The sequence below is a fragment of the bacterium genome, assembly GCA_035308905.1.
Classification (GTDB): Bacteria; Sysuimicrobiota; Sysuimicrobiia; order Sysuimicrobiales; family Segetimicrobiaceae; genus DASSJF01.
In genome coordinates this window covers 36,890-53,628 of record DATGFS010000031.1, presented here as the reverse complement: position 1 = coordinate 53,628, position 16,739 = coordinate 36,890, and the positions used below count along the sequence as shown (strand labels likewise).

Annotated in this window: 16 protein-coding genes; 8 read left to right on the top strand and 8 right to left on the bottom strand. The window is 69.0% G+C overall.

What is annotated here, in order from left to right; translation table 11 throughout:
* Positions 1-117: 117 nt before the first annotated feature.
* The 7 genes from VKT83_09740 to VKT83_09710 all read right to left on the bottom strand — a co-directional run bounded on the left by VKT83_09740 (position 118) and on the right by VKT83_09710 (position 6,908).
* The gene (locus VKT83_09740) at positions 118-1,224 is read right to left on the bottom strand and encodes a M24 family metallopeptidase (protein ID HLY22733.1); all 1,107 of its coding nucleotides are present in this window, start codon (positions 1,222-1,224) and stop codon (positions 118-120) included.
* On the bottom strand, positions 1,221-2,945 hold the full coding sequence (locus tag VKT83_09735) for an ABC transporter permease subunit (GenBank protein HLY22732.1): 1,725 nt from the start codon (positions 2,943-2,945) through the stop codon (positions 1,221-1,223). The genes VKT83_09740 and VKT83_09735 overlap by 4 nt, the downstream gene beginning before the upstream one ends.
* Positions 2,942-4,033: an ABC transporter ATP-binding protein gene (locus VKT83_09730; GenBank protein ID HLY22731.1), complete on the bottom strand. Its 1,092-nt coding sequence runs from the start codon at positions 4,031-4,033 to the stop codon at positions 2,942-2,944. The genes VKT83_09735 and VKT83_09730 overlap by 4 nt, the downstream gene beginning before the upstream one ends.
* Before the next feature lie 13 nt (positions 4,034-4,046).
* Positions 4,047-5,138 (bottom strand): extracellular solute-binding protein, encoded by a 1,092-nt coding sequence (locus VKT83_09725; protein ID HLY22730.1) that lies wholly within the window; start codon positions 5,136-5,138, stop codon positions 4,047-4,049.
* Positions 5,139-5,178: 40 nt separating this feature from the next.
* Positions 5,179-6,168 (bottom strand): succinylglutamate desuccinylase/aspartoacylase family protein, encoded by a 990-nt coding sequence (locus VKT83_09720; protein HLY22729.1) that lies wholly within the window; start codon positions 6,166-6,168, stop codon positions 5,179-5,181.
* Complete coding sequence (locus tag VKT83_09715) at positions 6,165-6,356, bottom strand: hypothetical protein (GenBank protein HLY22728.1); 192 nt, start codon at positions 6,354-6,356, stop codon at positions 6,165-6,167. The genes VKT83_09720 and VKT83_09715 overlap by 4 nt, the downstream gene beginning before the upstream one ends.
* A gap of 81 nt (positions 6,357-6,437) precedes the next feature.
* Positions 6,438-6,908, bottom strand: a complete 471-nt coding sequence (locus tag VKT83_09710) for an amidohydrolase family protein (protein ID HLY22727.1) — start codon at positions 6,906-6,908, stop codon at positions 6,438-6,440.
* A gap of 344 nt (positions 6,909-7,252) precedes the next feature.
* Here VKT83_09710 and VKT83_09705 point away from each other — a divergent pair, with 344 nt between their 5' ends.
* The 8 genes from VKT83_09705 to VKT83_09670 all read left to right on the top strand — a co-directional run bounded on the left by VKT83_09705 (position 7,253) and on the right by VKT83_09670 (position 16,331).
* Entirely contained in the window at positions 7,253-8,806 is a 1,554-nt protein-coding gene (locus VKT83_09705) for an NAD(P)/FAD-dependent oxidoreductase (protein ID HLY22726.1), read from the top strand.
* Between the two features lie 13 nt (positions 8,807-8,819).
* Positions 8,820-9,806 carry an aldo/keto reductase gene (locus VKT83_09700; protein ID HLY22725.1) on the top strand — a complete coding sequence of 329 codons (987 nt, stop codon included), beginning with the start codon at positions 8,820-8,822 and terminating at the stop codon, positions 9,804-9,806.
* The gene (locus VKT83_09695; GenBank protein HLY22724.1) at positions 9,692-10,942 is read left to right on the top strand and encodes a Gfo/Idh/MocA family oxidoreductase; all 1,251 of its coding nucleotides are present in this window, start codon (positions 9,692-9,694) and stop codon (positions 10,940-10,942) included. Before VKT83_09700 ends, VKT83_09695 begins: the two co-directional genes overlap by 115 nt.
* Positions 10,943-10,966: 24 nt before the next feature.
* On the top strand, positions 10,967-11,896 hold the full coding sequence (locus tag VKT83_09690; GenBank protein ID HLY22723.1) for an ABC transporter permease: 930 nt from the start codon (positions 10,967-10,969) through the stop codon (positions 11,894-11,896).
* A gap of 7 nt (positions 11,897-11,903) precedes the next feature.
* Positions 11,904-12,800 carry an ABC transporter permease gene (locus tag VKT83_09685; protein HLY22722.1) on the top strand — a complete coding sequence of 299 codons (897 nt, stop codon included), beginning with the start codon at positions 11,904-11,906 and terminating at the stop codon, positions 12,798-12,800.
* A gap of 157 nt (positions 12,801-12,957) precedes the next feature.
* Positions 12,958-14,490, top strand: coding sequence for an ABC transporter substrate-binding protein (locus tag VKT83_09680; GenBank protein ID HLY22721.1), 1,533 nt, complete (start codon positions 12,958-12,960; stop codon positions 14,488-14,490).
* A gap of 33 nt (positions 14,491-14,523) precedes the next feature.
* Positions 14,524-15,498, top strand: coding sequence for an allantoinase PuuE (locus tag VKT83_09675; GenBank protein HLY22720.1), 975 nt, complete (start codon positions 14,524-14,526; stop codon positions 15,496-15,498).
* The gene (locus tag VKT83_09670) at positions 15,495-16,331 is read left to right on the top strand and encodes a glucose 1-dehydrogenase (GenBank protein HLY22719.1); all 837 of its coding nucleotides are present in this window, start codon (positions 15,495-15,497) and stop codon (positions 16,329-16,331) included. The genes VKT83_09675 and VKT83_09670 overlap by 4 nt, the downstream gene beginning before the upstream one ends.
* Here the strand turns inward: VKT83_09670 and VKT83_09665 are convergent.
* Positions 16,328-16,726: a hypothetical protein gene (locus VKT83_09665; protein HLY22718.1), complete on the bottom strand. Its 399-nt coding sequence runs from the start codon at positions 16,724-16,726 to the stop codon at positions 16,328-16,330. The two genes, VKT83_09670 and VKT83_09665, sit on opposite strands and share 4 nt — an antisense overlap.
* Positions 16,727-16,739 lie beyond the last annotated feature (13 nt).

Below are 16,739 nucleotides of genomic sequence, written 5' to 3'. Positions count from 1 at the left end.
CGATCACATGGGCTTCGGCGCGGACTTCGGAGTATGGCACGGTCATCACGTGCCGGCCCTTGAACCGTGGGTGCGGGGGACGCGCTCGACGCCGCAGCGGGCCGGCAGTCGTGGACGCTACGCTATGATCAGCGGTGCGTCGGGCGCATGGTTGCTGAGCAGCGTCGCGCCGGACGTCCCGACCGCGGCGATGTCCTCCAAGTAGAGATTGCCGACATTCGGGACCGGCGCGACCGTCACCAGGATCAAGACCATGCCGGCGGCCACCTCGTCCATGGAGCCCGGCCGGAGCCGCGGCGGCTCCTGGTATTCGAGGCCGATGCCGTGGCCGACGTGGGCGGTTCGAAGCTCCAGCCCCACCGACGTCCGGAAGCGCGCGGCCCGCGTGTACACTTCGTCGCCCGTGACGCCCGGCCGCAGCGACGCGACCAGGTCCTCGCGGGCCGACACCAACCGTGCGTAAAGATCGGGCAGCCCCGGTCGCGGCGGCGCCGCGAGCGCCGTGCGTGCCACCAGCGCGTGATGGGCGCCGAGCATGGCGCGGCAGCCGACGCGGGCGACGGCGCCGCCTTCGATCGGCGTGCCGTCGGCCACGTGGTGTGTCGTCAATAGATTCCGGCCGCTCGCGACGAGGCCGACCGCCGTCCTCACGTCCGCCCCCGCGATCTCGTAGAGGTTCGAGACGATGGAGGCGGCGAGCTGCGCCTCGGGGGTGCCGGGGGCGCAGCCCGCGACCGCGTTGCAGATCGCCTGGTCCAAAGCGCGCGCCCCTCGAGCGTACAGTTCCAGCTCCGCGGCGGACTTGACCGACCGCAGCGTGCGCAGGCGCTCGTCCACCGCGGCGACCCGCACGGAACCGAGCGCCGCGCGCAGCCGATCGTAGTCGCCCGCCGGCAGGTGCTCCATTTCCAGGCCGAGGGTGCCGCCCGCTTTCAGCAGCGGCGCGAGCAGCGGCAGCGCGAGATCGATCGCCGTCTGCTCGAACTCCCGGTAGGCGAGCAGCTGGGACAGGCGGTTGTGCCTCGCCGCGAGGCCGCGCTCGACTTCCGCGACGATGAGGGCGCCGTCGCCCGCGGCGCCCAGGACGACCATGGCCTGCCGGCGCCGGATCAGGCTCTGCGTGTGCACGTGCGCGCCCGACGCGTAGAGCACGTTCTCGGGCGACGACAACAGCACGGCGTCCCACCGCTCTTCGCGCATCGCGCGTCCCAGGACGTCGTTCACGTCCCCGTCACCGATGCCGCGAGCGTATTCGCGAAACGGCCCCGCCGGATCAAAACCACAACGGCCGCGACCGCGAGGACCGAGATCCCGACCAGCAGCGACGCCAGCGCCGCGATCGTCGGATCCTGATACTGGAACATGTAGGTCAGCATGGCGATGGGGATCGTCTGATTGCCGGGGCGGACGAGAAACAGCGACGTCTCCAATTCGTCCAACGACGTGACGAACGCAAACACCAGGCTGACGAGCACCGCCGGGGCCACCTGCGGGACGACGACCGACAGGAACGTTCGGACGGGCCCGGCGCCGAGATCCATCGCCGACTCTTCGAAGACGCGCGGCACCGCCACGAACGCGGCCGACATGATCGCGGCGGCGAACGGGAGCGTGATCACCGCGTGCGCGACGATGAGGCTCGCGAGGCTGCCGTAGAGATGGAGCCGCAGCATCAGGATGAAGAAGGCCAGCCCGATGCCGATCCGCGGCATCAGGAACGGCCCGAAGAAGATCGCCCGCACGAACTCCCGGCCCGAGGCCACGTAGCGGGCCATCGCGTACGCCGCGAGCGTGCCGGCGGCGACCGCGATCGTGCTCGCGGAGCACGCGATGATCAGCGAATTCCGCAGCGCCGGCCGCCAATCGAGCGCGCTGAACAGATGCTCGTACCAGCGCAGCGAGAAGCCCGGCGGCGGAAAGACGCTGTAGGCGACGGAGTTGAACGAGTCGACGATCACGATGGCAATCGGCAGGACCATGAACGCGGCCACGAGCGCGAGCCACGCGTACATCGCGGGGTGGCGCGACGAGGCCGGCGCCGTGCCGGCGCGGCCGGTCTGCTCGTGGGCGAAGATGCGGCGGCTGAGGACGTTGACGGCGAGCAGGACCACGAGCGACAGCACCAGCAGCACGAGCGTCATCACGCCGGCGAGCGGCCAGTCGATGTCGATCGTCGCCTGATAGATGGCCGGCGCGAGCACGAGCACGTGGCCGCCGCCCAGGAGGGCCGGGGAGACGTAGGCGCTGATGCACAGGCTGAAGACGATCTGGATGCCGGCGATCACGCCGGGCAGGCTCAGCGGCACGGTCACGCGCCGGAAGGTCTGCCACGGTCCACTGCCCAGGTCGTGCGCCGCCTCCTCGAGCGACACGTCGATCTGGCGCAGCACGCTGAAGAGCGGAAAGACCATGAACGGCATCAGGATGTGGATCAGCGAGACCTCGACGCTCCAGGGCGTGTACAGCAGCCGGAGCGGCTCCCGGATGAGCCCCGCCCGCTCGAGCGCGAAGTTGATGAGCCCCTTGCTGGAAAACAGCACCAGCCAGCCGTAGGCCCGGATCACCACGCTGACGAGGAGGGGGGCGAAGAGCGCGAGGGAGACCGCCAGCACCAGCAGCGGATTCCGCAGCCGCGCCAGCGCGTAGGCGGTCGGATACCCCACGATCAGCGTGCCGAGGGTGACGACCGCGCCGAGCACCAGCGTGTTCCGGGTGAGGAGCCGGGCGTAGGGGTCGGTGAAAAACCGCGCGTAGGCGCTCAGCGTCAGCGGGTGGGCGACGGTGACCGACGGGCGGACCGTGTACGAGAGCAGGATGCCCAGCGCCGTCAGGAAGACCAACATCAGCACGGTGGAGGGCAGCAGCAGGGCGGCGGCCGGGAGCCGTCGGCCGAGGTCCCGCCATACGGACGCGGGCCCGTCGTGGGCGGGCGGCGCGGCGCTCACCGGCCGGCCGCTCCGACGGCCACGGGGTCCGACGGCTGCCAGCCCAATTCGACCTCTTCTCCGGCCGCGAAGACCTGGTCGCCGCGGGTCTTGACGGTCAGGCGCGTGTTGCCCGCGGCCACCACGTACTGCACGTCCGCGCCGACGTAGACGGCGTCGATTACGCGTCCCGCCGCGCGCTGCGCGCACGCTTTCGCGGCCGCGCCGGCGCGGATCCGCTCCGGCCGCAGGGACACGACGGCGCGATCGCCGGACTCCCGGAGCGCGAACGCGAGCGCGCCGTCCGGCGTGGCGTACCGCCCCGGCTCGCGCCGGACGACCTCGATCAGGTTGGTGTCTCCGATGAAACCCGCCACGAACGGCGTCTTCGGATGCTCGTAGATCTCGCGGCCGGTGCCGGTCTGTTCGAGCCGGCCGTCGTTCATCACCGCGATCCGGTCGGACATGGTCAGCGCTTCGATCTGATCGTGCGTGACGTAGATGAACGTCGTGCCGACGCGCCGCTGCAGATTCTTCAACTCCAGCTGCATCTGCAGGCGCAGCTTCAGGTCGAGGGCCCCGAGCGGCTCGTCCAGCAGCAGGACTGCGGGCTCGTTGACGAGGGCGCGGGCGATCGCGACGCGCTGCTGCTGGCCGCCGGACAGCGACCGGACGGCGCGCCGCTTGAACGGCCCGAGCGCGACGAGGTCGAGCGCGCGCTCGACGCGCGGCCCGATCTCGTGCGCGGGCGCACGCTTCGCCCGTAGCCCGAAGGCGACGTTCTCGTAGACGTCGAGGTGCGGGAAGAGCGCGAGCTGCTGAAAGACCATGTTCGTATCGCGCTTGTATGGCGGCACGTCGTTCGACGGCGTGCCGCGGATCGAGATGGTGCCGGCCGACGGACGCTCGAAGCCGCCGATCATGCGAAGCGTCGTGGACTTGCCGCACCCGCTCGGCCCGAGGAGCGAAAAGAACTCGCCCTGCCGGATCTCCAGCGAGAGATCGGCGACGGCCACCGTAGCGCCGTAACGCTTCGTGACGCGGTCGAGTGTCACGACGGCGGGGCGGCCTGTGACGACGGCCGCCCCGCCGTCCGTCCGTGCTGCCACCTGGATGCGCCGCCTACAGCTTGGACTTCACCTCGGCGTTCCACAGCTTCGTGTAGTTCGGGCTGTTCGCGGCGATCGCCGCCTCGTCGAGCAGGATCGCCTTGCTCAGGACCCGCTGGCTGAAAGCCGGGTCGTTGGCCAGCGCGGCCGGAATCCGCACTTCGTCCGAGACGGGCGAGGTGTAGCTGCTGGCCGCGTAGAGGCCCTGGTAATACGAGCTCAGCAGCAGGTTGATGATGTCCTGGGCCGCCCGCACCTGCGCCGGGGACGATCCTTTGACAACCGTCAGGAAGAGCGGGAAGGCGACGGCGCCCTCCTTGGGGACGGCGAAGGCAAACGGCAGGCCCTGCTTGGCCCAGACAGCCTGGTTGGCCTTGGGCCACGCCGTCAGCCACGCGTCGCCGGTCTGGAGCAGGTTCTGCATCTGGTCCGTCGAGGTGATCAGCGCCCGGATCTGGTCGGCGTGCTGGCTCCACACCTTGATGCCCGGCTCAATGTTCGTTTCGCTGCCGCCGTTCAATCTGGCCGCCATGACCAGGCCGTTGTACTCCCATAGATAGTCGAACAGGACGACCTTGTGCTTAAAGGCGGCGTTGGCCCACAGATCGGTCCACGACGTCGGCGGCGTCTTGACGTACTTCTCATTGTACAAGAGCCCGATCAGGACGATGCCGACGCCGACGCCTTTATCTTGGGCCCGCCGGTACTGCTTGATCACGTGCAGCGCGTTCGGCACGCGCGCCGTGTCGAGCGGCAGCCACATGTCCGCGGTGTACCCTTTCGGCCACGTCGGCGCGTTGATGTAGGCCATGTTGAACAGCGGCTGGTCGGGGGTCGTCTGCATCGCCGCGAGCATCTTGGGGTAGTAGTTGGCGTTGCTGCCCGCGACGATCGTCACGCTCACGTTGGGGTGTTCTTTTTGGTACACGGCCACGGCCGCCCTCGCCGCGACGTCCTGGCCGGGCCCCTCCGGAATGAGGAAGTTCAGGTGCACCGCGTCCGCGGCCTGCGACAGCGTCCCTCCGCCGAAGGCCGCGATCGCCAATCCCGCCAGCACCGCCAGTGCGAGCGGGCGCAGTAATGTTTCGGTTACGATGTGCCGCATGTCGGCTCCACCTCCGCTTTTCTTCAAAATGCCGGGTGCTTCAGGAGCGACGCGCCGGGTCGTGCGTGATCGCGCCGAGCGAGATGACCCACTCCCCCTGGGCGACGCGCTTGAGCCGACGCGTCGTCAGCACCAAGGCGTTGTCCACGGGGCTCACGCCCGTGTGGAGCGTCCCGCCTTTGGCGTCGAGCACGTCGAACAGCTTCGCGCCGCGGTTCACGCGGGAGCCGGGCGTCACATACTGGACCACGACGCCGCCGCGCTCCGCCACCACCCAGCGCGGATCGAGCACGGTGTAGGGCTCGCGCGCCTCGAGGGCCGGAACGGGCAGCATCTCGGCGAAGGCCAGCATGTTGAGTCCGCCGGCGACCGACCCCTCGAGACCCGGCGCGACGTCCAGGTCCCCGACGTCCAGCAGCGCGGTCGGGACGCCGTGCTGGACGGTCCAACAGTACAGCGCGTTGGCCATGTAGTCCCCGGAGCTCTCCCAGATCACGTCGACGCACGCACGGCGCGCGAGCGCCTGGGAGCGCCGCGACACCTCGGTGTCCGCCGCGAAGTAGAGCGCGTGCGACAGGGCAAGAAACGTCTCCGTCGACGAGTGGACGTCGATCACGTAGTCGGCGTGCGCCTCGATCGACGACCGGATCGCGTCCGCGAGCTGCTCGCTGTACGAGCCGTCGGCCCGGCCTGGAAATTGACGATTTGAGTCCTTGCGGTCGGCCGGGCTGTCGCGCTGACAGGCCACAAAGGCGGCGTTGTTGACCACCGGGACGGCGATGAGGGTCCCGCGCAGCCGCGCGGGGTCGATCGCCTGGATGAGCTTCTGCACAAAGATGGCCGAGTCGATCTCATTGCCGTGGATGGCGCCTTCCAGCCACAGCGTGGGGCCGGGCCGGCTGCCGGCGACGATCGCGACCGCGACCTCGCTCGTGGGATCGCCGGCGAGCGGGTGCCAATTCTTCCAGACGACCCCGCCTCGAACGGCGCCGCCGGGATCGAACCTGGACGTGACGGCCGCCGTGCTCAACGGCTGGGTTGAGCGCTGCGCGGGCGCGACTGCTGGGCGGCGGCCCGGCGACGCAGCCGGGCACCGAGCTTGAGCGCGCCGGCGACGACCATCGCCGCCGCGATCGCGACGCCGGCGACAATGCCGACCTCCACCGAGCCGTTGCCTCCGTCCGGCGCAACGTGAAAGAGCCTCTCGATCCAATCCATCGTGTTCTCCCCCTTCAGCTAGTGCAATCTGCGGACGTCCCGCCTATGGGATTGGGAGACGCCGGTGGTTCTCCTGTAGGCCTAGGGCAGCGGCGGGACGGGCGGTTCGGGAACGTAGTGCACGCCGGCTTTGAAGACGTGACGGATCCGCCGCGTCGCGCTGATATCGTCGAGCGGATTCCCGTCCAGCAGGACGACGTCGGCCTCCTTGCCGGGGGTCAGCGTGCCGAGCCGGTCCGACCACCCCAGCAGGTCGGCGCAGCTCACCGTCGCGGCCCGCAAGGTCTGCTCGGGCGTCAGCCCGACCTGCACCATCAGTTCGAGCTCGAGCGCCAGCTCGTGGTGGAAGACCCGCGGCGCGCCCGTGTCGGTCCCCGTCGCGAACTTGACGCCGGCCTTCGCCGCCCGCATGAAATACTCCATCTTCCTGTCCCACACCCGCCCGGCGAGGTCGACGAGCCCCTGGTCGAGGCCGATTTCGCGCCCTTCGCGAGACAGCTTCCAGTACGCGGCGAACGTCGGGACGATGTACGCGCCGCGCGCGAGGAGCAGGGATGCCCGAGTCCTGGTCGATGGCCGTTGCGCTCACGCATGTCCTCCGATGGTCGACCGGCTGCGAAACCCGCGGCGATCGCGCCGCGCACGTCCACGGCTTCGCGCGACCGAAGTATGGCGGCCCGTTGCGACGCTCCTTGAGAGATGGCCGAGGGGTCCGGATATGGTTCCATGGCGGCCCCTCTGTTGCCTCTGCGCCGACGCGCCGCCCCGAGTTGCCTCCAGAATGTCAGAAATATCTACAGAATGCTGTGGGGCGGGGGCAAGGGGACCGCCGATCCGTGCGCGAACCGCGTCAGAACTTACGAGTGGACTCCTTGGCGTCGGAGGGCGGGCGGACGATGACCGATGCGTATGACGCGATCATCGTCGGCGCGGGGCACAACGGCCTGGTGTGTGCGGCGTATCTCGCGAAGGCCGGGCTCAATGTGCTCGTCCTGGAGCGCCGGGACATCGTGGGCGGTGCCTGCATCACGGAGGAGCTGTTTCCAGGCTTCCGGTTCTCGGCGTGCTCCTACTACTGCTACCTGCTGCAGACCAAGGTGATCGAAGACCTCGAGCTGCGCCGGCACGGGTTTCGGGTGTCGCCGCTCGATCCGTTGAAGTGCTGCCTCTATCCGGACGGCCGCGCGCTGATGACGTGGGACAGCGTCGAGCGGACGCAGGACGCGATCGGGCGCTTTTCCAAGCGCGACGCGGAGGCCTATCCGCGCTGGGTGGCGTTCTGGGAGCGCGCCGCGAGCCTGATTCACCCATATTTTCTCGCGCCGCCTCCGACGCTCGCCGAGCTGGCGGCCGGGCTGCGCACGCCGGACGATCGGGCGTTTCTTGACCGGCTGCTGACGGCGAGCGTCGAGGACGTGGTCACCGAGTTCTTCGAAGACGAAGCGATTCGCGGCGCGTTCATCCACGCGCACGACGCGGGCGACGCGGCCGCGCCCGGCAGCGCCTGGTGCTTCACGTACATCCGATCGAGCGCGTTCACCCCGCGGGAGAACACCGGCATCGTCCTGGGCGGGATGGGCACCATCACGCAGGCGATGGCGGCGGCGGCGCGGTCTTACGGCGTGACCATCAAGACGGGCGCCGCCATTTCGAAGATCCTCGTCGAAGACGGCGCCGCGGCCGGCGTCCGTCTGGCGGACGGCACGGAGATCCGCGCGCGGGCCGTGGCGTCAAACGCCGACCCCAAGCGCACGTTCCAGCAGTTCGTGGACCAGGACCATCTGCCCGCGGACTTTCGGCGAAGCGTCGGGCGGCTCAAGACCAACACGGCCTACTTCAAGTTCCACGCGGCGCTCAGCCGCCTGCCCGACCTGTCGCGATACTTCGGCGGCGACTTCGATGTGCGCTCCCTCGCCTACACGAAGATCTCGCCCTCGATCGAGTACTTCAAGCGGGCATGGGATGACGCCAATCACGGCCGGCCCCCGCGGGGACCGGTGATGGATATCCAGATCCCATCGGGCTACGACCCGACGATGGCGCCCACCGGCAAACACGTGATGTCGATCTGGGCTTCCTACGCGCCGGTGCACCTGGCGGAAGGGACGTGGGACGAGCGGCGCGGTGAGATCGGCGAGCACTTCATCGACACGCTGGCGGGCTACGCGCCGGACATCCGGGACTGCCTCGTCGATTGGCAGCTTTTCACGCCGCCGGACATCGAAGCGCGCGTCGGTCTCACCGACGGCAACATCCGGCATCTCGACATCGTGCCCAGCCAGTTTCTGGCCGCCCGTCCGATACCCGGCTGGGCGCACTACCGGACGCCGATCAAGCACCTATATCTCTGCGGCGCAGGCACGCACCCGGGCGGAGAAGTCACGGGCGCGCCCGGTCACAACGCGGCGCGGATGATCCTCGTGGATCACACGCGCAAAGCGGCACACTAGGAGGCAGCATTTCGTGCAAACGCGGCGGCTCGGCAAGGAAGGGCCGGAGATCACGGTTCTCGGCTTAGGATCCTGGGTGTTCAGCGGCGCCGGCGGGCTTGGGCTGGGGCCGGCCGACGATCAAGAGTCGATCCGCACGGTGCACCATGCGCTCGGGTCCGGTATCAACTGGATCGACACCGCGCCCATCTACGGAATGGGGCATTCCGAAGAGGTCACCGGCCGCGCCCTCCGTTCCTGGAAGGCGCGCGAGGACGTCTACATCTTCACCAAGTGCGGCCTGACCTGGCCGGCCGGCGGTGGTCCGGCCGCGCTCGCCGCGGTCAAGCGCGACCTGCGTCCCGCGTCGATCCGCGCGGAGTGCGAGCAGAGCCTCCGGCGCCTCGGCATCGAGCGGATCGACCTCTACCAGTTCCACTGGCCCGACGACGCGACGGGAACGGCTGTCGAGGACTCATGGGGCGTCATGGCGGAGCTGATCGGCGAAGGTAAAGTCCGGTGGGGCGGCGTGTCGAACTTCGACGCCGTGCTGCTGGAACGGTGCGAGGCAATCCGCCACGTCGACTCCAATCAGGTGCCGCTCAACCTGATCAACCGCGCCGCGCTCGCGCAGACGATCCCGTGGTGCGCGGCGCACGGCACGGGCGTCATTACCTACGGGCCGCTCGCGACGGGTCTCCTCACCGGTACGCTGGACCGGAGCCGGATCGGCGATCTCACCGAGGACGACCGGCGCCGGAGTCTGCCCCGCTTCCAAGAACCGGCGCTGTCGGCGAATCTCGCGTTCGTCGAGTCGCTGCGGGAGACGGCGCGCCGGCTTCGCGCCGGCCTGCCGCCGCTGGCGGTCGCCTGGGTGGTCTCCAGACCCGGCGTCACCGGGGCGATCTGCGGTGCGCGGCGGCCGGATCAGGTGGACGGCTGGCTCCCGGCCGCGGGCCTCCCGTTGAGCGACGCGGACTTGGCGGAGATCGACGCCGTCATCAGCCGTTCTGGGATCTAGCGCTCGGGACTGAGAAGGGGGGTACGGACATCTCGAACTCACGGCTTCGCGTTGCCATCGTCGGCGCGGGATCATGGGGCGTGCGGGCGCATCTCCCCGCGCTCGCCGCGTCCGACGGGGTCGAGGTGGTGGCGCTGGTGGACCCGCGCACGGATCTCCTCGGCGAGGCGGCGGCGCGGTATCGCGTGCCCGGGACCTTCCGCGATGTCGACGCGATGCTGCGCCAGGTGGAGTCGCTCGACGCCGCGGTCGTGGCCGTCCCGACGGACGCGCACCACGCCGTCGTGATGCGGCTGCTCGACGCGGGCGCGCACGTGTTGTGCGAGAAGCCGCTCGCGTACACCGTGGCGCAGGCCGAGGAAATGGTGGGCTCGCTCCGCGCCCGCGGACGCATCGGCAAGATGGGTTTTCTGTTCCGGTGCTCGCCGGTGGTGTCGCGGATGAAGCAGCTCGTCGACGAGGGCTACATCGGCGGCGTCGTGGCGTTCGAGAGTTCGGTCGTGAACGCGCAGTTTGTCGACCCGGAAAAACCGCTGCACTGGAAGATGCGCCGCGAGCGCGCCAACGGCGGCGTCTTCATGGAGTACGGCGTGCACAGCATCGACCTGGCGCTGTGGCTGGGCGGTCCCATGACCCGCGTGGTGGCCCACGGGCTGACCACGGTACCGAAGCGTCCCGCGACCGACGGACACTCCGTCGTCGACGTGGACGACATCTCGGCGTGGATCGCCGTCTATCGGAACGGCGGACAGGCGCTGTTCAAGGCCGGCTGGGCGTCGCTTCCCGTCGGCGGCGGCGGCCTACGCGTATACGGCCGGACGGGCTCGCTCGCCTGGCACCTCGATCCCACGACCCGCCGCACGGAACGGCTTCTCGTCTCGACGGTGGCCGAGCCCGAGCCGCGGGTGCTGCTGGAGTTCGACGCGCCGCCGGTCCCGGAGGACGAGACGGGGTGGGCGCCGCTGGGGCTGCTGGCTTACTACAACGCCCGTCTCGACGCGGGGTTCATCGGCGACATCCGGAGCGGGCGGGCAACCGGCCCGACCTTCGACGACGGCCTGGCGGCGCAGCGGGTGGTCGCGGCGATCCGCACCTCCCTCGACGAAGGCCGCTGGGTCGACGTCGGCGCGGCCTGACGGCCCGGCGGATCGGCGCGCGAGATGGGAGCATACATCGTCCGGCGGCTGGTGGCGACGGTGCCGATCCTGCTCGGCGTGTCGGTGCTGGTCTTCGGGATCCTGCACGCTGTGCCGGGCGATCTCGTGCGGCTGATCGCGGTGCGCGAATCCGCCGCGATCACGCCGGCGCAGGAAGCGCGCATCCGCCATCAGCTGGGGCTCGATCGTCCGCTGGCCGTGCAGTACGCCGGATTCCTCGGCCGCGCGGCCGTGGGAGATCTTGGGCGCTCGTTCTACACCAACCGGCCCGTTGCCAAGTCCGTCCTCGAGCAGTACCCCGCGACGCTGGAGCTCGCCGGCGCGGCGCTGGTGTTCGCGGTGGTGGTCGGCGGCGGCCTCGGGCTCGCGGCGGCGGTGCGCCACAACACCTGGATCGACAACGCCGCCATGGTGTTCTCGCTCGGCGGCCTCTCGATCCCCATCTTCTGGTCGGGCCTCTTGCTGATCTACCTGTTCGCCGTGCAGCTTCGGTGGGTGCCGATCGTCGGCGGCCTCGGATGGAAAGCGCTTGTTCTGCCGGCGGTCACGCTTGGCTACGACGCGGCGGCCTTCATCGCGCGGATGGTGCGTTCGAGCGTGCTCGAGGTGCTGCGCCGCGAGTACGTGCTGATCGCGCACGCTAAAGGCCTCAGCGAGCGCACCGTCATTTTCCGGCACGTGCTCAAGGCCGCGATGATTCCGATCGTGACGCTGATCGGGCTCCACGCCGGCCGGCTGCTCGGCGGCGCGGTGGTCGTCGAGACCGTGTTCGCCCGCCAGGGCATCGGCCGGCTCGCGGTCGACGCGGTGTTGTACAAGGACTATTTCCTCGTTCAGGGGATCGTGCTGCTGGCGGCATTGACCTACGTGCTGCTCAACCTGGCGATCGACGTCTCGTACGCGTGGTTCGATCCACGCATCCACTACCAGTAGCCGCGCGATGAGCACCGATGTGACGGCCTCGGGAATCCCCACGGCATCGCGGCCGGCCCGCGCGCCGGCGGGACGCCTTTCGATGTTTGTCCGCCGGCTGCGGCGCAACCGGGCCGGCCTGGCCGGCGGTATCATCGTGCTCGCGGTCTTTCTCTCCGCGATCTGCGCGCCGGTAGTCTCGCCCTACGCGCCGAACGGCCTGGACTTTGCCGCGTATCTGACCCCGCCCGGAGTCGCGCACCTCTTCGGCACCGACGAGCAGGGGCGCGACGTGCTCTCGCGGGTCATTTACGGCGGCCGCATCTCCCTGCGTATCGGGTTCATCGCCGTGTCGATCGCGATGGCGTCGGGCGTCGCGCTGGGCCTGATCGCCGGTTATTACGAAGGCTGGACCGGCACCTTCATCATGCGGTGGATGGACGTGATGCTCGCCTTCCCCAGCATCCTGCTGGCGCTGGCGATCGTCTCCGTGCTGGGCTCCGGGATCACACCGTTGATGGTCGCCGTGGGGATCGCGTCGATCCCGCAGTTTACGCGGGTGGCGCAGGCGAGCGTGCTCTCGACGAAGGAATTGGACTACGTCCAGGCCGCCCGGGTGGTGGGCTGCTCGCCGGCGCAGATTCTCGTCCGGCACATCCTGCCGAACATCTTCGCCCCCATCATGGTGCTCGCCACGACGGGCGTCGCGGCGGCGATCATCACCGGCGCGGCGCTGTCGTTCCTCGGCCTGGGAGCGCAGCCGCCGACGCCCGAATGGGGCAGCATGCTCAGCAACGGCCGGGTGTATATGGAGAAGGCGCCCTGGATGATGGTGTTTCCGGGGCTCGCGATCATGGCGACGGTGATGTCGATCAACCTGTTCGGCGACGGCCTGCGCGACGCGTTGGATCCACGGCTCAAGTAGGTCAAAAAACGGGCCCGGGATGGCCCCACGGGGAGGGACTCGAGTGAGCGATGCATCATCGAGGATAGGAACCGGTCGGCGGTTGACCCGGCGCGCGGCGATTCGCGGGGCCACGGCGTTCGGATTGGCGGCCGCCGGCGCCGGAGCGTTGAGCGCCGTGCCGTTGCCCGTCAGAGCGGCGGACTACCGAGGCGGAAAGCTGACCGCGTGCATGTTCCTCGAGCCGAACAGTCTCGACCCGGCGGCGGCGACCTACATCCCCGGTATCGTGGTGCTCAAGAATGTCATCGAAGCCCTCATCGAGCTCGACACGCAGGGACGGGCGCATCCGCGCCTGGCGACCAACTGGCAGGTGTCCAAGGACGGACGCGAGTGGACGTTCAAGCTGCGCACGGGCATCGCGTTTCACGACGGAACGCCGTTCGACGCCGAGGCGGTCAAGTTCAGTTTCGACCGTATCCTGGATCCCGCGACGAAGTCCCAGACCGGGCTGTCTGAGATCGGCACCTACCAGTCGAGCCAGGTCCTCGACTCCAGGACGATCAAGATGACCTTCAAGGAACCGTACGCCCCGTTTTTCAACAACCTGCACGACGTCGTCCTCGGCGTCGTGTCGCCGACGGCCGTGAAGAAGTACGGCGCGGACTTCGGGTCGAACCCCGTCGGCACCGGCCCGTACCGGCTCCAGGAGTGGGTGCGCGGCGACCACGTCACGCTCGTCCGAAACGACAAGTACGTGAACACGTCCGACCTCGTCTCCCACAAGACCCCGCCGTACCTGGACACGCTCACGTTCCGAATCATCATGGAAGACGCGACGCGGCTCAACGCGCTCCGCAGCGGCGAAGCGGACTTCATCTATCGCGTCCCGGGCATCAACGTTGACAGCGTGCAGAGCGACCCCCGGTTCCAGGTGTACAAGAACATGTACGCCGGGGAGCCGGTCATGTTTCTGATCAACCGGTCCAAGTTCCCCACGGACGACGTCGCCGTGGCGCGGGCGATGCAGTTCGCCGTCAACAAGGAAGTGGTCACCCGCATCGCCACGGGCGGCATCTCGCCGGTCGCGTACGGTCCGCTCAAGCCCGTCGTGTGGGGCTACAACGCCGAGGTCGAGAAGATGTACCGGTATGATCCGCCGAAGGCGCGCCAGGTCCTCGAGGAGGCCGGCTGGAAGGCCGGCGCCGGCGGCGTCCGCGCGAAGAACGGGCAGGCCTGCAAGATGGTCTGCGCGGTCAAGTCGGACCCGGTTACGGTCTCGATGCTGACGGCGATCCAGGGGATGTTGCAGGCCGTCGGGATCGACCTCGAGATCCAGACGATGGCGCTCCCGGCGTCCGAGGAGCTCGCGCGCCAGGGCAAGAGCAACATGACGTTCATGGAGTGGCGCGGGATCGATCCGGACATTCTCACCGTGCAGTTCCACTCGAAGAACATCGGCGGCTGGAACATGGGGCACTTTCGAAACGCCGCGGTGGACCGGATGCTCGACGACGGCCGGGCGCTCGTGGACCCGAAGCAGCGGCTGCCGCTCTACCAGAAGGTACAGATGACGATCATGGACCAGGCCGCGACGCTGCCGCTCTACAATCTGATCGCGGTCGACGGCGCGAAGGCGTCGCTGACCGGCGTGCGGTACGACGTCTACCATTACTATCCCGAGTGGTACGATGTCCGCTTCAAGTCCTAGGCGCGCGCGGGCGGTCCCGACGAGGGGCCGCCCGTGACCGAATCGCTGGCGGGTGCCGGGCGCACGCGCAATTTCGTCGGCTACGGGCGGGTCCCGCCCACGATCGAGTGGCCGGACCGGGCGCGTGTGGCCGTCAACATCGTCGTCAACTACGAAGAGGGCGCGGAGCGCAGCATTCCGGACGGGGACAAGGCATCGGAAGGCTTCGGCGACATCCGGTATCCGGTGCCGGACGGCGTCCGCGACCTCGCGGCCGAATCGAACTACGAGTACGGCAGCCGCGTCGGGGTCTGGCGCCTGCTGGACGTCTTCGCGAAGCACGGCGTGCGGACCACGTTCTTCGCGTCCGGACGGGCGTTGGAGCGCAATCCGGAGCTGGGTCCGTCGCTCCGTGAACTCGGTCACGAGCCGTGCAGCCACGGCTACCGGTGGGACGATCACTTCCGGATGAGCGAAGTGGAGGAGCGGCAGGAGATTCAGAACGCCGTCTCCGCGATCGAGCGCTGTACCGGCGAGCGGCCGGTGGGCTGGTACTGCCGGTACGGCCCGAGCGAGCGGACCCGAGGATTGCTCGCGCAGGAGGGCGGTTTCATCTACGACTCGGACGCCTACAACGACGAGCTTCCATATTATGTGCCGGTGTTCGGACGCCCGTGGCTGGTGGTGCCGTACGCCACGGACACCAACGACGCGCGCTACTTCACGGCGCCGGGATTTGGCACGCCCGACGATTTCTATCAGTACCTGACCGTCTCGCTCGACCGCCTCCACGACGAGGGGGCCCGCACGCCGAAGATGATGTCGATCGGCCTGCACTGCCGGATCTCGGGACGGGCCGGCCGCGCGACGGCGCTCGACCGGTTCATCGAATACGCGAAGAAGCGCGGCGACGTCTGGTTTGCCCGGCGCGACGAGATCGCGCGGCACTGGCTGCAGCGCTATCCGCCCGACGCTCGCGGCCGCGTGCGCGCCGAGGCGCCCACGTCGTTTGACCGGGGGGATGGATGATGTTTTCGCTGGCCGGGAAAGCGTGCGTCGTGACCGGCGCGAGCCGGGGGCTCGGCCGCGCGATCGCGCTGGCCTTCGCCCAGCAGGGGGCGAGCGTGCTGCTGGCGGCCCGGAGCCGCGCGGACTTGGAGACGGTCAAGGGCGAGATCGCGGCGGCCGGAGGGCGCGCGGTGGCGCAGCCGACCGACGTGACGGACATGGCGCAGCTCTCCGCCGCCGCCGCGGCGGCGGTCCGGGAGTTCGGCACGATCGACGTCTGGGTCAACAACGCGGGCGGATTCACCGCGGAGCCGGGCAGCACGTCGGAGTGGCTGGATGTTACCCACGCCGGGTGGGAGCAGATGCTCCGGCTGAACCTGACGGCGCAGGTGTTCGGCGCGCAGGCCGCGGCGCGGGTCATGCGCGGACAGCCCGCCGGCGGCGTCATTCTCTTCATGTCGTCGATCGACGGCCTCTACGCGGCGCCGGGGGGCGAGGGAATCTACGGCGCCTGCAAGGCCGCGCTCAACAACATCACTCAGACGATGGCGGTGGAGTTGGGGCAGTACCGGATTCGCGTCAACGCGATCGCGCCGGCGGTCGTCGAGACGCCGCTCACCGCGCCCTGGCTGGCGACCGAAGAAGACCGCCGTTCGCGCGCGGCCCTGTATCCTCTGCGCCGGGTCGGCCGGCCGCAGGACGTGGCCGCGGCCGCCGTCTATTTCGCGTCGGACGAAGCCGCCTGGGTGTCCGGCGCGGTCTTGTTGGTGTCGGGAGGCGCGGTCGTCACCAGCGATCCGTACCGGTATCTGATGCGCGTCAACCAGGGACCATCCGCGGGCGAGGGTGATTAATCCGACGAGGGCCGCACGCTCTCTGTTTTGATGGTCCGCACGCCCCGCCGGGCGTCGTGGAAATGGCGGATGGCCTGGATGCCGAAATAGACGGTCCCGAGGGTGAGCGCAAACAGCGCCCACACAAGCGCGACCGTCTTGTTGCTGAGCTCCTGAGTCAATAGTGAAATGAGAAATGCCAGCGACGCCCCGAACGCGATCCCAAAGAAGACGAGGTGGACCGCGAGCGAGCCCGACGCCCGGCCGAGTTGTTCCAGTTCGTGCTCGCTGACGCTGTACATCTCAATGACACGTGAAACCGGCACGATGGTGACGTCTCCCACCGACGTGCGCTCCGGAAAGTGCGGGTGGACTTTCGACGTCAATTCGCCGTTGATTTGCGGCTCCACGGCCATCTGCTCTCCTCCT

Coding starts and splice junctions, on each gene's coding strand:
- VKT83_09725 (HLY22730.1), bottom strand. CDS start 5,138: ATGCGGCACATCGTAACCGAAACATTACTGCGCCCGCTCGCACTGGCG.
- VKT83_09715 (HLY22728.1), bottom strand. CDS start 6,356: ATGGATTGGATCGAGAGGCTCTTTCACGTTGCGCCGGACGGAGGCAAC.
- VKT83_09705 (HLY22726.1), top strand. CDS start 7,253: ATGACCGATGCGTATGACGCGATCATCGTCGGCGCGGGGCACAACGGC.
- VKT83_09690 (HLY22723.1), top strand. CDS start 10,967: ATGGGAGCATACATCGTCCGGCGGCTGGTGGCGACGGTGCCGATCCTG.
- VKT83_09685 (HLY22722.1), top strand. CDS start 11,904: ATGAGCACCGATGTGACGGCCTCGGGAATCCCCACGGCATCGCGGCCG.
- VKT83_09670 (HLY22719.1), top strand. CDS start 15,495: ATGATGTTTTCGCTGGCCGGGAAAGCGTGCGTCGTGACCGGCGCGAGC.
- VKT83_09665 (HLY22718.1), bottom strand. CDS start 16,726: ATGGCCGTGGAGCCGCAAATCAACGGCGAATTGACGTCGAAAGTCCAC.